At 64.8% G+C, this 15,334-nt stretch carries 15 protein-coding genes; all 15 read right to left on the bottom strand.

The features are described from left to right. Nucleotides 1-80 precede the first annotated feature (80 nt). The 15 genes from AC4OR5_RS20705 to flgF all read right to left on the bottom strand — a co-directional run bounded on the left by AC4OR5_RS20705 (nt 81) and on the right by flgF (nt 15,249). A complete protein-coding gene (locus tag AC4OR5_RS20705; protein ID WP_077446981.1) occupies nt 81-1,247 on the bottom strand; it encodes an FkbM family methyltransferase in 1,167 nt (388 codons plus the stop codon). Next, entirely contained in the window at nt 1,244-1,858 is a 615-nt protein-coding gene (locus AC4OR5_RS20700) for an LbetaH domain-containing protein (RefSeq protein WP_058159963.1), read from the bottom strand. Before AC4OR5_RS20700 ends, AC4OR5_RS20705 begins: the two co-directional genes overlap by 4 nt. Then, nucleotides 1,855-2,985: an aromatic ring-hydroxylating oxygenase subunit alpha gene (locus AC4OR5_RS20695; protein WP_003158206.1), complete on the bottom strand. Its 1,131-nt coding sequence runs from the start codon at nt 2,983-2,985 to the stop codon at nt 1,855-1,857. The genes AC4OR5_RS20700 and AC4OR5_RS20695 overlap by 4 nt, the downstream gene beginning before the upstream one ends. A 17-nt stretch (nt 2,986-3,002) precedes the next feature. Beyond that, the gene (locus AC4OR5_RS20690; RefSeq protein ID WP_003086423.1) at nt 3,003-3,635 is read right to left on the bottom strand and encodes an acetyltransferase; all 633 of its coding nucleotides are present in this window, start codon (nt 3,633-3,635) and stop codon (nt 3,003-3,005) included. A gap of 10 nt (nt 3,636-3,645) precedes the next feature. Continuing rightward, the gene (locus AC4OR5_RS20685; protein ID WP_003086422.1) at nt 3,646-4,413 is read right to left on the bottom strand and encodes an SDR family NAD(P)-dependent oxidoreductase; all 768 of its coding nucleotides are present in this window, start codon (nt 4,411-4,413) and stop codon (nt 3,646-3,648) included. Between the two features lie 25 nt (nt 4,414-4,438). Further along, complete coding sequence (locus AC4OR5_RS20680; protein WP_003086420.1) at nt 4,439-5,479, bottom strand: ketoacyl-ACP synthase III; 1,041 nt, start codon at nt 5,477-5,479, stop codon at nt 4,439-4,441. 2 nt (nt 5,480-5,481) lie between these two features. Next, on the bottom strand, nt 5,482-5,706 hold the full coding sequence (locus tag AC4OR5_RS20675; RefSeq protein ID WP_003086419.1) for an acyl carrier protein: 225 nt from the start codon (nt 5,704-5,706) through the stop codon (nt 5,482-5,484). A gap of 54 nt (nt 5,707-5,760) precedes the next feature. Next, nucleotides 5,761-6,897 carry a DegT/DnrJ/EryC1/StrS family aminotransferase gene (locus AC4OR5_RS20670; protein WP_003086416.1) on the bottom strand — a complete coding sequence of 379 codons (1,137 nt, stop codon included), beginning with the start codon at nt 6,895-6,897 and terminating at the stop codon, nt 5,761-5,763. 288 nt (nt 6,898-7,185) lie between these two features. Further along, nucleotides 7,186-8,487, bottom strand: a complete 1,302-nt coding sequence (gene flgL / locus AC4OR5_RS20665; RefSeq protein ID WP_003086414.1) for a flagellar hook-associated protein FlgL — start codon at nt 8,485-8,487, stop codon at nt 7,186-7,188. Nucleotides 8,488-8,525: 38 nt separating this feature from the next. Then, entirely contained in the window at nt 8,526-10,574 is a 2,049-nt protein-coding gene (flgK, locus tag AC4OR5_RS20660; protein ID WP_023084524.1) for a flagellar hook-associated protein FlgK, read from the bottom strand. A gap of 18 nt (nt 10,575-10,592) precedes the next feature. Continuing rightward, entirely contained in the window at nt 10,593-11,795 is a 1,203-nt protein-coding gene (flgJ, locus tag AC4OR5_RS20655) for a flagellar assembly peptidoglycan hydrolase FlgJ (protein ID WP_003133938.1), read from the bottom strand. 10 nt (nt 11,796-11,805) lie between these two features. Continuing rightward, entirely contained in the window at nt 11,806-12,915 is a 1,110-nt protein-coding gene (locus AC4OR5_RS20650) for a flagellar basal body P-ring protein FlgI (protein WP_003082169.1), read from the bottom strand. An 11-nt stretch (nt 12,916-12,926) separates the two neighbouring features. Beyond that, the gene (gene flgH, locus AC4OR5_RS20645; protein WP_003086407.1) at nt 12,927-13,622 is read right to left on the bottom strand and encodes a flagellar basal body L-ring protein FlgH; all 696 of its coding nucleotides are present in this window, start codon (nt 13,620-13,622) and stop codon (nt 12,927-12,929) included. A gap of 45 nt (nt 13,623-13,667) precedes the next feature. Next, nucleotides 13,668-14,453 carry a flagellar basal-body rod protein FlgG gene (gene flgG / locus AC4OR5_RS20640; protein ID WP_003082164.1) on the bottom strand — a complete coding sequence of 262 codons (786 nt, stop codon included), beginning with the start codon at nt 14,451-14,453 and terminating at the stop codon, nt 13,668-13,670. Between the two features lie 46 nt (nt 14,454-14,499). Next, the gene (gene flgF / locus AC4OR5_RS20635) at nt 14,500-15,249 is read right to left on the bottom strand and encodes a flagellar basal-body rod protein FlgF (RefSeq protein ID WP_003082159.1); all 750 of its coding nucleotides are present in this window, start codon (nt 15,247-15,249) and stop codon (nt 14,500-14,502) included. Between the last annotated feature and the right edge of the window lie 85 nt (nt 15,250-15,334).

Raw genomic sequence — 15,334 nt, 5'->3', positions numbered from 1 at the left:
GAAGGGCCGGGCCATGGCCCTTCGTGTCGTCGCTCCCGGTCTCGACGCCCCGCGGCGGAGCATCTGCTCCGACGAGCGCGTCAGCGCCCTTCACGGAGAGCATCGGGCCAGTCGACATAGAGGATCGTGTCGTAGAAATACAGCGAGTAATGGCGCAGGCGCAGCCGGGCTCCCGCAGCGATCCCGTCGATCGCGGCGACGATGTCCAGCAGGTCCTGCACATGGTGGTAACAGGTGATGGCCATGCGCGGCCGGCACTCGTCGATCAGCCGCGCGGCCCCCCGCAGAACCCGTGCCTCATGGCCTTCCACATCCATTTTCAGCAAGGTCATGACATCGAGGACATCGTCGAGCCGCACGCACGGCACCTGCACGGTGCCGTCTATCTCGACCCTGCTTCCCATGGTGCCGTGGGCTGCGAATGCGAGATGGCCGCCGGTATCGGACACCGCCTGGTTATGCAGATGGAGACCGACACTTCCAGCAAGCGACGCATGCATGAGCCGGTAATTCGCCGGATCGGGCTCGAAGGCATGGATCGAAGCATATTCATGACGAGCCGCCAGCATGAACTTCTTCACCGTATCGCCATCGTAGGCACCGATATCCACGTAATGCTCGTCGCTTCGCAAGACGATCGGATGCTCGGGGCCCCGGTACAGGGAAAAGTATTCCTGCTCTCCCGGACACAACACGTCCAGCAACGCAGCGCGGTTGCCGTCCAAACGCAGGCGCATGATGGCTTCCAGGGTCTTCCGGCTTCGCTCGTCGGCCAGGCGCTCGCGCAGCGAGACGAACTCGGCGTGATGCTGCATCGCCAATTCGCGAGTCAGCGCGCCGGTCTGGTAGACCAAAGGAATATCCAGCAGGTAGAGAAGCTCGGGCAGATCGAGGGTGATGCATTGCGCAGTCTTCGCCAGGTGATCCAGCGTCAGCCAGGTAGGCAGCGAATAGGCACAATTCACCGCGGGTTTCCCTGCGTGGCATGGTTCCTTCAACTGGGCGGTAGGAATCACCTGGTCGAAACCATCGGGAACGCTATTGCTGGCGAAAAGCACATCGTCCACAGCAATCAGGCGAACCCCAGGCAGACGCTGTGACAAACCGGCAACCACCTGTGAGCGGAACACCCCTCCAAGATAGGAACTAGGCACCAGCACCAATAGATATCCGCTCCGTTCGCATCGCGAAAGGAAGTCCGCCTGCGTCACCTCGTTTCCCGCCATCATCGACAGCTCCCCGCTCATAGGATGCGTGCCCCATCGGGCATGAGTTCATCGTAAAAGGAGTAATTGGGCAGTTCCCGGGGAAGCCTGCCCGGCAACAACCATTCGCAGTGTCGCCCCACCCGGGAGTCGGCGAGCGCGACGCTGCCCGCACCCAGCGTGCTGCCCTGGCCGATCTCCACTCGCCGTCCCAACTGCACGCCAGCGAGCAGCGTGCTACAGGTTCCGACCCGGCAGTCCTCCTCCACCAGGACCTGCAGCTCCAGCCAACTGCCAGTGCCGATGCGGGCAGGACCGGCGAGCACGCAACCGGCGCCGACGAACACGTTGCCCAGCAGTCGCACGCCTTCGCCGACGATGGCCTGAGGCGAGACGATATCGAATAGCCGGTAGCCCGCCAGGCGGATATCCGCGATGAGCTTGTGGCGGGCGTAGTTCACCGCCCGCTCGTCCAGCGCCACGAATACTTCGCTTTCCGCAGCGGGGTAGCGTTCGAGCAGAGGCGCAATATCGAAGTTGTGTCGATCCGCAGCATTCAGCTCCAGGACCCGGTGTTCCAGTCCCCGTTCCCGCGCAGTACTGTCCGCCCGTTCGAGCGCGCGCCCTTCCCCGACGATGATCGCCTGCTTCATGCCCTCTCCCCCAGTACCTGCGCGCGATACCACAGGTGCTGGCGCACCAGCTGCACCTCGTAGTCGCCGTGCATGAACGGCGGCGAATGTGCGCCCAGCCCCTCCTGGAGGCGTTCCAGGACCAGGGTGTCCTCGCCGATCACGTTACGCTCGCCGCGAATCAGGGTGCTCAGCAAAGCGCTGAAATCGGTCTTCGGATCCTTGCGCCGAGCAGTCATCATCCACAGGTGGTAGTCGGTCTCGCCGGGTGCCACCGGATCGTACTGCTGGAGCAGGAAGTGCTCGCCACGGACGCTGCAGAAGTTCACGTTCGGGTAGATGAACCAGTTGTAGTAGGCGTGCTCGTCGCCGTAGCCCTCACAGAGGTCGGAGAACCAGCTCTTGTAGGGCTGGATCGGCGCCTTGGTGGGGAAGCTCAGCGAACGCAGCTCCGGCGTTTCGCCTTCCTGCAGCAGGCGCAGCACCTCGGATGGCACCGCAGCCTCGCGTGCCAGACCGCGCACCGGGGCGGTCATCACCGGGAGGAAGGTCTTCGGATGGACGAAAGGAACATGGTTGTAGTCCTTCACGTTCTCCATGTTCAGCTTCCAGTTGTAGCGCACCTTGTGGCAGCTGTAGATCAGCCGCGTATCCAGGTGCGAGGAGACCTCCCGCAAGGTTTCCAGGAATCCATCGTCGAACTGCTCGCGCAGCGGCAGCGGGTCGTCCGCCAGGTTGACGAACAGCAGTTGCCCCACCTCTTCCAGGTGCAGCTTGCGCAAGCCGATCCGCGCCCGCTCCTCGGCGCTGAACTGGTACAGACTGGAGTTCGGAATGCCCTGTAGCTGCCCCTCGGCGCCGAACGACCAGGCATGGTACGGGCAGACCAGCGGTCGCTGGCCGGTGCATTCGGTCTGGATGGCCGACAGACGATGCGGACACTGGTTGAGAAAGGCCCGGATGCCGGACTCGGTACGCTGCACCACGACCGGCACGCCGGCGATCTTGCGGGTGAAGAACTGGTTGCGCTCGCGCACCATCGAACTGAAGCCGACGAAGATCCAGAGCCTGCCGAACAGCCTTTCGCGCTCCAGCGCGAGCGTCTGCGGCTCGGTGTAGTGCGCTGCGTCCAGCGCATGGCGAGTCATGTCCACATCCACAACCTTCACTTGCTGAAAATAACCCGGGCCGGATTGCCGACCACGGTCTGTCCGGCCGCCACGTCCTTGAACACCACCGCGCCCATGCCCACCACGGCGTCTTCGCCGATACTGACGTCGCGGGCGATCATCGCCCCGGAGTTGATCACCGCACGATCGCCCACCTTCACGTAGCCGGCCAGCAGGCAGCGCGGGCCGATGTGTACATAGTCGCCGATGACCACGTCGTGGCCGAGCATGGTTTGCTGGTCGATGAAACCGTAGGCGCCGATACGGCAGTCCACGCCGCTGCTCACGTCGTAGCCGAAGAAGGTCGGGCCGTAGCTGGTCCGCACGCCAAGGGTGCAGCGGGTGCGGATAGCGACGAACTCGGCGCCCTTCGCCAGCAGGCATGCGACCTGCTTCTGGCGACTGAGCGGATCGCCGACCGCGGCGACGAACAGTTGGTCAGGCTCCGCGACGAAGCTCTCCGGATACCCGAGCCACGGGTAGTAGAGCGACTCCGCGACCGCGTCGGGGCCGCGCTCGTCGAGAAACCCGCCGATCACCCAGTCGATGCCGTGACCGTAGTCGACCTGCAGCTGGGCCAGCACCTGACGCCCCAACCCACCGGCGCCGAGGATGATGATCCTCTTCATTGCATCGTCCTCAACTGATGGTCAGGCCGCCGTCCATCACCAGGGTCGTGCCGGTCACCCAGCGGCTGGCATCGGAAAGCATGAAGATAGCGGCGTTGGCGATATCCTCGGGCTTGCCGAAGCCCATCGGGTGGTTGCTGCGTTGACCGTCCATCGAACCGACCGTCTGGGTGGCTGCATCCAGAAGCGGTGTTTCCACCAGTGATGGAGACAGGCAGTTAACCCGGATGTTGCGCTTCACCACTTCCATGGCCAGGCAGCGGGACATGGCGATCAGAGCGGCCTTGGTTCCCGAGTATGCCCCCACTCCGGCAACCCCGATGTGGGCGGCGATGGAAGCGATGAACAGGATCGAACCGCCGGGCGCTACCAGGTTGCGCTTGAGCAACGCCTGGGTAAGCAGCATCGGCGAGTCGACATTGATCGACTGGACTTCATGCAAGTGCGCTTCGGTCATCATCCGCACTGGACACAGACGGGAAATACCGGCGCTATGCACCAGTCCATGGATTTCGCTGTCGACAGCCGCTACCACCGCAGCGCGCTCCTCGGCTACCCGAAGATCGGCCTGGACAGCACGGTGCGGCAGCTCCGAGATCGACTGCAAGGTTGTCAGGCATCCATCCAGGCGGGTCTGGTCACGTCCGGTAACGATCAGCTCGGCGCCCATCCGCGCGCAGCTCTGCGCGATGGCCAGGCCCAGGCCGGAGCTGGCGCCGGTGACCAGGATGCGCCTGCCCGACAGGCTGAAGGGATTGAAGGAAGTCTCGTCGTTCACTTGGCTGATTCCGCGTTCAAGGCTCTCAGGATTCGATCAGGTCGGGGAACTTCGCCCCTTCGATATCCACCAGGCAGGTACCCCAGGACAGGCCGATACCGAAGCCGCAGAGCAACACGCGATTGCGGCCGGCCTCGAGTTCCCGGTTGATCCGCGCGGTCATGGTCACCGGCAGGGAGGCGCCGCTGGTGTTGCCGAAGTCGCGCAGGGTCGAAGGCACCTTCTCTACCGGCAGGCCGAGCTTCTTGCGGATGGTCTCGTTGATCATCCGGTTGGCCTGGTGGAAAACGAAGTAGTCCACTTCGTCCTTGCTCGCACCGGCATAGTCGAGCAGCTTTTCCACCGCCGGCGGTACGCGCTGGGTGGAGAAGCTGAGCACGGCGGTGCCGTCGAGCTGCAGGTCGATGGCACGGTGCCAATGGTCGTTCTCGTCCTCGCGGAACGGCATCAGGTGCTGCACGCCGACCGGTTCGCGATGGCCGCCCACCGGCAGGATGATGGCCTTGTAGCCGCTGCCGTCGCTGTTCAGGTCGAAATGCATCGGCGGCGCGCCTTCGCAGAACTCCAGCGCCGTCGCGGTGCCCGCGTCGGAGAAGATCGGATCGTTGACACTGGCGCCGCGGTCGCCGACCAGCACAAGGCCCTTCTTCACCCCGCCGGCGGCAATCAGCGAACCCAGCAGGTTGAGGGCGAACGGATAGGCCGAGCAACCCAGGTTGACGTCGAAGGCCACGGTGGAATGCGGCAGCCCCAGGCGGTCCTGGAGGATGATCGCGGTAGCCGGCGCCAGGTAGTCGGGAGACTGGGTCACGACGATCAGCGCATCGACCTCCTCGCGCTTCCACTCCAGGCTTTCCAGCAGGCGCTCGGCGGCGTCGAAGGCCAGGTCGGAGAAGCACTGCCACTCCTGCGCCATGCGCCGCGTCTCGATGCCGATGTTGCGCACCAGGCGTTCGCGCTCGGCGCGCAGCTGCGGCTTGCAGTCGGTCAGGTTGGAGATAACGCGCTTGGGGACGCAGGTCGCCATCCCGGCGAAACGGACGTTCTTCAGCGTGGATGTGGCCATGGTCAGAGTCCGAGCATCTGGTAGAGGTCGCCCACCGTGCGGGCCTTGATCAGGTCTTCGCCGGTGATGGTCTTGCCGTATTCCATGTCGAACATGACGATGACCCCGAGCGCGGCCAGCGAGTCCCATTCCGGCAGGTCTTCGAGCTGGGTGTCCATGCTGACCTCGACGGGATTCTGGAAATCGGTGGCGGAAAGGAAGTCTTCGATGAATTTTGCTTGGCTCATTTCTTGTCTACCTGAGTGAGGCGGTTGTTCATTCTGTTATCGGTCGCGACGGGCTCAACTTGATGCCCGCCGCCGCGGCATGGCGGCGGAAGCGATCAGGCCGGCGACGAACTCGACGTCTGCGGCGGCCAGCCCGGGATAGATCGGCAGGCACAGCACCCGCGAGGAAATCGACCGCGCCACCGGAAGATTGGCGGGCGCCGCCGAGGGCAGCGAATGGTACATGGGGAAGTCGCTGATGAGTGGGTAGAAGTAGCGCCGCACCAGCACATCCCTGTCGCGCAGGCGCTGGTACAGCTCGTCGCGCGAAAGCGGAAAATCGTCTTCCACCAGGATCGGGAAATAGGCGTTGTTGGCGAAGGTCTGGGTACCAGGCCGGAGGCACTGGATGCCAGGGACTCCGGCCAGCAGGCGCCGATAGCGCTCGGCGATCTCCCTGCGCTGCTCCAGGGCCTGGTCGACGTGCTTGAGTTGCAGCAGCCCGAAGGCAGCGCCGACCTCGTTGAGCTTGCCGTTGATGCCGGGCATGACCACCGTGACCTCGTCGACGAAGCCGAAATTCTTAAGGTGGTTGAGGCGTTGCCGGGTGTTTTCGTCCGAGCAGATGATCGCACCGCCCTCGAAGGTGTTGAACACCTTGGTGGCATGGAAGCTGAGGATGCTCAGGTCGCCGTGGCGCAGTACGCTGCCGCCGGCGTCGCGCACGGCGAAGGCATGCGCGGCATCGTAGATCACCTTCAGGTGGTGGATATCGGCGATCCGCTGGATCGCCTCGACATCGCAGGGGTTGCCGTAGCAATGCACCGGCAGGATCGCGGTGGTCTGCGGGGTGATCGCCGCCTCGATCCGCGACGGGTCGAGATTCATGGAGTCCTGGTCGATGTCCACGAAGATCGGCTTGAGCCCGTTCCACAGCAGCGCGTGGCTGGTGGCGACGAAGGAGTACGGCGTGGTGATCACCTCGCCGGTCACCCGCAATGCCTGCAGCGCGGTGATGAGCGCCAGGGTGGCGTTGGCGAAGAGCACGATGTGCTTCACCCCCAGGTACTCGCACAGGGCCTCTTCCAACGCATGGTGCATGTCGCCCCCGTTGGTCAGGAAACGGCTCTCCCAGATCTTTTCCAGGTAGGGGATGAACTCTTCCAGGGGCGGCAGCAGCGGGCTGGTGACCGGGATCGTCTTGTTGTTCATGTAGGGCCCTGATGAATGGATACTCAGGCGAGTAAAGGGCGAAAAACCCGAGCACGCCACTCTATGCAAGGCCCGTACCCAAAGAGCTTGATGCAGGTCAAAGCCCCTGGTCGCGCGGCCCCTGGCTGTTCCACAGGCGCTGCGGCGCGAATCGGCAGTCAAACTTCTGACAAATTCTCCCGTGTTTCCGTAGACCTTGCGGAACATACCCTCCAGCGACACAGGTACAGTCCCTGCGAACGAAAAGGCCCATGACGGAGTCATGGGCCCTGTTCCACAGAGGGACTGTCACTTCAGGTAGTTGAACAGGCTCAACCCCTGGATCTTCACGTAGCTCTGCTGCGCGGCATCCATGATGGTGGACTGCAACGACAGCCGCGACAACGCCTCGGCGTAGTCCAGGTCCTGGATCTGCGACATCACCGACGCATTCACCAGCTTCACATCGTCGATGAAGGTCTCGGTGCTTTCCACAGTATTCAGGCGCGCGCCGATCTTGCCCTGGCCGCCATCCACGGCGGCAGCCACGGCGGAGAGGTTGGTCAGGGCCACCGCCGTCGCATCGCGGATGGCGTCGTTGCCGGCCTGGTTGTCGGTGGAACTTTCCAGGGCCTTGCGCAGGTCCGACACCACGTTCAGCAGGCTGCGCTTCTCGCTGCCCGGCTTGTAGTTGACGTTGAACTCGTCGCCCGCCTTCGGCGTGCCGTCGATCGTCACGCTGACGCCGGCGTAGAGCACCTTGTCGATGGTCTTCGGGTCGTCGTCGATGGCGCCCTTGGACAGTTGCCAGGCCGGCGGCGAATTCGGATCGTAGGTGGTCCAGTCATAGCCCGGAGGCAGGCTCTTCGGATCGTAGACCACATACTCCTTGTCGCTGACGAAGTGGATGTTGAAGCCGTCGGTTGCCGCAGGCGGGTTGCTCGCCGGGAACTGGCTGTCGAAGGCCAGCTCGTCCTCGACCAGGCCGACCGAGATGCGACCGTCGCCGGTATTGCCAGCCGCCGCCTTGGTATCGAGACGAGCGGCATTGACGATGTCCTCGAACAGCACCTTGCCGCTGTCGCTGACCGGAATCCGCGTGCTGCTGGCGATCTGCACCTCGCGCTGGCTCTCGTCGCCCATGTAGCTGTAGGTGCCGTCCTCGTTGCGCACGAACGGCTGCACCGAGCCCTGGGACCCGGAAAACAGGTATTTGCCACTCGCGTCGCGGCTGTTGAGCAGGTTCAGCAACTCGTCCTCGCGCTGGCGCAACTCGCTGGCCAGCGACTTCTTGTCGTTGGAGTCCAGTGCGCCGTCGCCGGCCTGGCCGGCGATCTCACGGATGCGCTGGAGGACGTTGCCAACCGAACGGAGGATGGTTTCTTCCTGGCTCAGGCTGTTCTTCGCCTCGGTCATGCCGGTCTTGTACTGCTCGTTCAACCCCTGCTCCTGGTCCAGGCGCAACAGGCGTACCGAACCGACCGGGTCGTCCGCCGGGGTCAGGATGCGCTTGCCGGTGCTGATCTGCTCGAAGGTACGGTTCAGGTCCGCATAGTTGCGGGAAATCCCGTTGACCGAGTTGTTGAAGGCCTGGATGGTGGAAATGCGCATGGTGGCGGTCTCGCTGGCTTAGGCCCCGTCGAGAGAACTCAACGGAACGCTCCAATCAGAGTATCGAACAGAGTGCGGGCAACTTGAATCACCTGGGCCGAGGCACCGTAGTACTGCTGGAACTGGATCAGGTTGGCCGCCTCTTCGTCGAGGCTCACCCCGGACAACGAATCGCGGCTGTCCTGGGCCTGCTTCAGCACCGTGGCGCTGGCCTCGCTGCTGGCACGCACCTGGGCGGTCAGGGTGCCGACCCGCTCGACCAGGCCACCATAGGCCTCGTTGTAGGTGGAACCGGTGTTGTCGGTGCCGCCGACGGTCGGCTTGGTCTGCAGGGCCAGCAGGTTGAGAGCGTTGCGGTTGTCGGAAATGCCCTTGTCGTTGAAGCCCAGCTTGAAGCTGTCGGAGTTCTGCGGTACGCCGCTGAGCTCGAATTCGTAGCTGTATTTCTGCCCGCTCGGGTCGGTGAACGCCATGCGCACGGTATTGGTATTGCCGCTGGTCAGCGTCGGGCTGCCGGTCAGGGCGTTACCGTCCTTGTCGACGTAGCTCCAGCCGGCCGGCAACGGCGAGGACAGGGTATAGGTCTTGCCGTCGGCGCTGAGCGTCGCGCCCAGGCTGATCCCGTTGGGCCCGAACGCGCCCTGTAGCACCGCCGGGTCCACCGGCGACGGACCGCTGGTGAGGGTCGGCGCGCCGATCTTGCCGGTGCCGCGGTTTTCGGTGGTCGATTCGGTACGCGCGGTACCGGCGAACGCCAGTTGCGAGGCATTCTTCAGCGTCGCCTCGATATCCGCCGCGCCACGCCGGGTCGGCTGCAGGGTGAAGCGGTCGCCGGCAGCCGGGAGCTGGTCGAGGGTCAGGTTGAAGCCCTGGTCGACGCCGTTGGCATCCTTGAACGAGAGGGTGTAGGGACCGGTACCGCTGACCGTGACCTGCATGCTTGCGTCGTCGCCCAGGCGCCGCGCGGTGAAACTGGTGCCGTCGAAGTCCAGGCGGAAATCGCTGGAATTCAGCTTGCTGGTATCGGTGATGTTCAGGTTGGCGTGGACATTACCGGTGTTGCCGTTCTTCGCCAGGACCCGCAGCGCGGTGATGTCCGGATCGTTGATGTCGCCGAACAGGTTGGCGCCGGCCTTGCCGGCCAGGTCGAGGCCCTGCCCCAGCTGCTTGTTGATGGTATCGGCGAGGGTGATCGCCAACTGCCCGAGCTTGTTGTAGCTGCTGTCCAGGGCGCTGTTGCGGTAGGCCAGCAAGCCACCCATCTCGCCGCCGGACACCAGGCCGGTGACGTTCTGTATGGAGTTGCCGTTGCTCAGTTGCACCTGGTAGCGGGTCGGGTCATCCAGCCCGGGCACCACGCTCAGGGTCGACACAGTATTGCCCACCACCAGCGGCTGGCCGCTACCGATGAACAGGCTGACGCTGTTGTCGTCCTGGGTGACCGCGGTCACCCCGATCATCTCGGACAGCTTGCGCACGGCTTCGTCGCGCGCATCCATCAGGTCGTTGGGCACCGCGCCCGCCGACTTGGCCTTGGCGATGGCATCGTTGTAGCTGGCCACGCTCTGCGACAGATGGTTGACCTGCGAAGCCAGCGCGCCCAGTTGCTGGTTGATCAGGCTGTTCTGCTTGTCCAACTGGTCGTAGAGGGTATTGAAGGTCTTGCCCAGCCCCTCGGCCTGGGCAAGCACTGCCTCGCGCGCTTCGGTCGAGGAGGGATTGTTGGCGGCGGCCTGCAGTGCGGCGAAGAAGCGCTGCATGGCCGGGCTGACGCCGGTGGTGGTGTTGGACAACAGGCCGTCGAGCTGCTCGATCTGGCTACGGAATGCGCTCAACTCGCTGTTCTGGCTGGTGGCGTTGCGCAACTGGCCGGTGAGGAAGTCACTGGCCAGGCGGCGCACGTCGACGATCTGGCTGCCCGAGCCCATGTAGCCGGCACCGCTGAACTGCGGGACCTGGGTCTGCTGGATGGCATCCTGGCGGCTGTAGCCCGGCGTCTTGACGTTGGTGATGTTGTGCCCGGTGATGGTCAGCCAGGTCTGGCTGGTGCCGAGGCCGGACAGGCCTATCGAGAGTAGGTCGGACATGGGTCAGTTCCTCCTTGCTCAACCCAGAGGCGGCGTGCCGGCGGCGGCCACGGCCTGGTAGGTCTGCATCTGTCTGGCGATCTGCGCCACCTTGCGGGCGTACTGCGGATCGGTGGCGTAGCCGGCGCGCTGCAGTTCCTGCATGAAGCGCTCGGGGTTGGCGGCGCTGTCCAGGGCATTCTGGTAGCGGTCGTTGCCCTGGAGGAAGCTGACGTAGTCGTGGAAGCTCTGCTCGAACGACGAGTAGGAGCGGAACGCCGCGACTTCCTTGACCGCCTTGCCGCCTTCGTATTCGGTGGTGAGGGCGCGCGCCGAGGCACCATCCCAGCGGCTGCCGGTCTTGATGCCGAACAGGTTGTGGCTGCTGCCGCCATCCTGCTGGCGGATGATCGATTTGCCCCAGCCGGTCTCCAGCGCGGCCTGGGCCACCAGGTAGCGGGCATCGACGCCGATCCGCTCGGCGGCCTTCTGGGCCATCGGCAGCATGGTGGCGATGAATTCGTCGGCCGAGGCGAACATCGACTTGCCCCTGGCCAGCGGCGGCTGGGCGATGCGCCGGCTGCCCTGGCTGTCGACGCCATCGGTGGAGAAACCGCGGCGGCTCGCCGCCGGGTAGCTCTGCGCCGGCAGGTAGCTGTCCTGGCCCAGGCTCTGCATCTGGCTGGCGGCCGGCGAGGCGGAGGGAACGATGCCGGCGAGCATACGCTCGGCCAGCTTGCCCGGCAGCGCCAGGCGCCGCTGGTTGAGCAGCTTCGAGTCGTCGCGCCCGGCTTCCGGCATCGGCAGGGCCTTGCCGGCCTGCGCGCCGGGGTTGCTCGGCCAGCGACCGGCGCCGTTCTCGGCGACCCGGGCGAACGGGTTCTCGCCGTTGCCCCTGGAGCCTTGCTTCATCTTCGACAACTGGCGCACCAGCACGTCGGCCAGGCCGATGCCGCCGGCATTCTTCGACAGGCTCACCGACAGTTGCTGGTCGTACATGTCCTGGTACTGCTTGGTGGTCTGGCTGTTCATGAAATTGCCGTCGCCCAGCGCTTCGTTGGCCGAACGCATGGACTTGAGCATCTCGTTGAGGAACAGCGATTCGAATTCCTGGGCGACCTTGCGGATGTTCGCCTCGCCGTCGCGGTCCTTGCCGACCTTGAGCTGGTTGAGGCGGTTGAGATCGGTATAGGAGCCGCTGTCGGGGCCTGCGCCGATACCGCTGAGCAAACGGGAATCCATGGCGTCGTCCTCAGATCACGATCAGGTCGGCCTGCAACGCGCCGGCCTGCTTCAGGGCTTCGAGGATCGCCATCAGGTCGCTCGGCGCGGCGCCGACCTGGTTCACCGCGCGGACGATGTCGTCCAGGGTGGTGCCGGGGCCGAACTTGAACATCGGCTTGGTCTCCTCCTCGGCGTTCACCCGCGAGCGTGGCACCACCGCGGTCTGGCCGTTGGAGAAGGCACCGGGCTGGCTGACGATCGGGTCTTCGGTGATGCTCACGGTCAGGCTGCCGTGGGTGACGGCGGCCGGCGATACCTTGACGTTCTGGCCGATGACGATGGTGCCGGTGCGCGAATTGATGATGACCTTGGCCACCGCCTCGCCCGGCTGCACGTCGAGGTTCTCCAGGATCGACAGGTAGTCGACCCGCTGGTTCGGGTCGAGCGGCGCGCTGACCCGCACCGAGCCGCCGTCCACCGCATGGGCGACGCCCGGACCGAGCAGTTCGTTGATGCGGTCGACGATGCGCTTGGCAGTGGTGAAGTCCGGGCGGTTGAGGTTCAGCGTCAGGCTGTTGCCCTGGTCGAAGCCGCTCGGCACCGCGCGCTCGACGGTGGCGCCGGCCGGGATACGTCCGGCGGACGGTACGTTGACGGTGATCTTCGAGCCGTCGCGGCCTTCGGCGTCGAAGCCGCCGACCACCAGGTTGCCCTGGGCGACCGCGTAGACCTGGCCGTCGATACCTTTCAGCGGAGTCATCAGCAGGCTGCCGCCGCGCAGGCTCTTGGCGTTGCCGATGGACGACACGGTGACGTCGATCGGCTGGCCCGGCTTGGCGAACGGCGGCAGGTCGGCATGCACCGATACCGCGGCGACGTTCTTCAACTGCACGTTGCCGACGTTGGCCGGCACCTTGATGCCGAACTGCGCCAGCATGTTGTTGAAGGTCTGCAGGGTGAACGGCGTCTGCGTGGTCTGGTCGCCACTGCCGCTCAGGCCGACCACCAGGCCATAGCCGATCAACTGGTTGGTCCGCACGCCCTGGATGCTGGCGATATCCTTCAACCGCTCGGCCTGGGCCGCGCCGGCGGCCAGGAGCAGCGCGGCGAGGGCCAGCAGGTGCTTGAACTTGGTCATCGCGAGCGTCCTCAGAACGGCCACAGCGGGCTGAGGAAGAAGCGGTCCAGCCAGCCCGGCTGACTGGCATCGGCGAAGGCGCCGGTGCCGGAATAGGTGATCCGGGCGTCGGCCACGCGGGTCGAGGACACGGTGTTGTCGGTGGCGATATCGTCGGCGCGGACCAGGCCGGCGATGCGCACCAGCTCGTTGCCGGTGTTCAGGGTCATCCACTTCTCGCCGCGCACGGAGAGGATGCCGTTGGGCAGCACCTCGGCCACGGTCACGGTGATCGAGCCGGTCAGGCTGTTACTCTGCCCCGCCTGGCTGTCGCCCTTGGCGTCGCGCGAGCCGCCGTATTCGGCACTGAGGCTGAGGTCGCCGCCGCCGATCGGGTTGTTGGTGGTCATGCCGCTACCGAACAGCGAGGTCAGCCCCATCTTGGTCTTGCTGTCCTTCTGGATATCGGAGTTGGCTTTCTTGCTCGCCTGGGTCTTCTCGTTGAGGGTGATGGTAATGATGTCGCCCACGCGGAAGGCCTTGCGGTCGTCGTAGAGGTTCTGCTCGAAGCCGGCCTGGTAGATCGCGCCGTTGTTCTGCGCGGCGGGCAGCGGGGTGCGCGGCAGCACCGGCGCGTAGTACGGATCGTTCGGCTTCGGCGGTGGGCTGACGCACCCGCCCAGGGCGGTGGCGATGCCAAGCAGGGAGACGATCATCAGCCGGTTCATATCAAGCTACCTCGCGGCGTACAGCCAGGGCCCGGTCAGGGCCCGTCAAAGATTCTGGGTGACGAAGGACAACATCTGGTCGGCGGTGGAGATGACCTTGGAGTTCATCTCGTAGGCGCGCTGGGTGGTGATCATGTTCACCAGTTCCTCGACCACGTTGACGTTGGAGTTTTCCAGGGTGTTCTGGGCAACCGTGCCGAGGCCGTTGAGACCCGGCGTGCCGACCTGCGGCGCGCCGCTGGAGCCGGTTTCCAGGAACAGGTTGTTGCCGATGGCCTGCAGGCCGGCCGGGTTGATGAAGTCGGCGGTCTGGATGTTGCCGATCACCTGCGGCTGGGCGTTGCCGGTGGTGGTCACCGAGACGGTACCGTCCTGGCCGACGGTGAAGGTCTGGGTCTCGTTGGGCACCACGATCGCCGGTTCCAGGGCGAAGCCGTTGGAGGTGACGATCTGCCCGTCGGAGTTCAGGTGGAAGCTGCCGTCGCGGGTGTAGGAAACGGTGCCGTCCGGCAGCAGAACCTGGAAGAAGCCGCGCCCGTTGACCGCCATGTCCAGCGGCTGCTCGGTGGTCTGCAGGCTGCCCGGGGTGAAGATCTTCTGGGTGCCGACGACGCGCACACCGGTACCCAGCTGCAGGCCCGAAGGCAGCTCGCTGTCCTGGGTCGACTGGCCGCCCGGCTGGCGCCGGATCTGGTACAGCAGGTCCTGGAACTCCGCGCGGTCGCGCTTGAAGCCGGTGGTGGATACGTTGGCCAGGTTGTTGGAAATGGTGGTCAGGTTCATGTCCTGGGCGGACAGACCGGTCTTGCTGACCCACAGTGCCGATAACATCGTCGTGCTCCTCGGGTGCCGGTTTTATGGCACCACGCTCAAGTGATTAGCTGATTTGCAAAACCCGCGCCATGGCCGCCGAATCGTCCTCGGCGGTGCGCATCATCTTCACGTGCAGCTCGAATTGACGGGACAGCGAGAGGATCGCGGTCATCTCTTCCACCGCGTTCACGTTGCTGCTTTCCAGGAAACCGGAGACCACCTTCACGTTGGCGTCGGCCAGCGGCGCCTGCTCGCCCGGCTGCGGCTTGTAGTGCAGCAGGCCGTCGGTACCCTTCTCCATCTGCTTCAGGTTCGGGTTGACCAGCTTGATCCGGTCCACCACGGCGACCACGTTGGGGTTCTCGCCAAGGGCGCGGATGCTGATGGTGCCGTCCTGGCCGATCTCCACCTTTTCCTCCGGCGGCACGGCGATCGGTCCGCCGTTGCCGAGCACCGGCAAACCGTCGCCGGTGCGCAGCATGCCGAGGGCGTCGATGTGCATGCCGGCGGTACGCACGTAGGCCTCGCTGCCATCCGGCGCCTGGACCGCGACGAAGCCGTCGCCGTCGATGGCGATATCCAGCTCGTTGCCGGTTTCCTGGAGGCTGCCATGGCTGAAATCGGTCCCCGGCCGCTCGCTCATGGCGAATACCCGCGCCGGGAAGCTGTCGCCGAACACCTGCATCGAACGCGCCTGCTCGAAGTCGCGACGAAAGCCGCTGGTCGAGATGTTCGCCAGGTTGTTGGCATGAGCGCGCATCGCCAGGGTGTTCTGGCTGGCCCCGCTCATGGAGACGTACAGCATCTTGTCCATCGAATCCTCCAGGCACCGGCACAATCCGCCGGGCTTTCTTGCAGGTTATCCAGCAAGCGCCGTGCCAGAATTCGAAAAACAAATT

It is taken from the genome of Pseudomonas sp. YA1 (assembly GCF_058680555.1).
The sequence above is the reverse complement of the archived record's forward strand: the minus strand, read 5'-3'. Positions and strand labels throughout refer to the sequence as shown.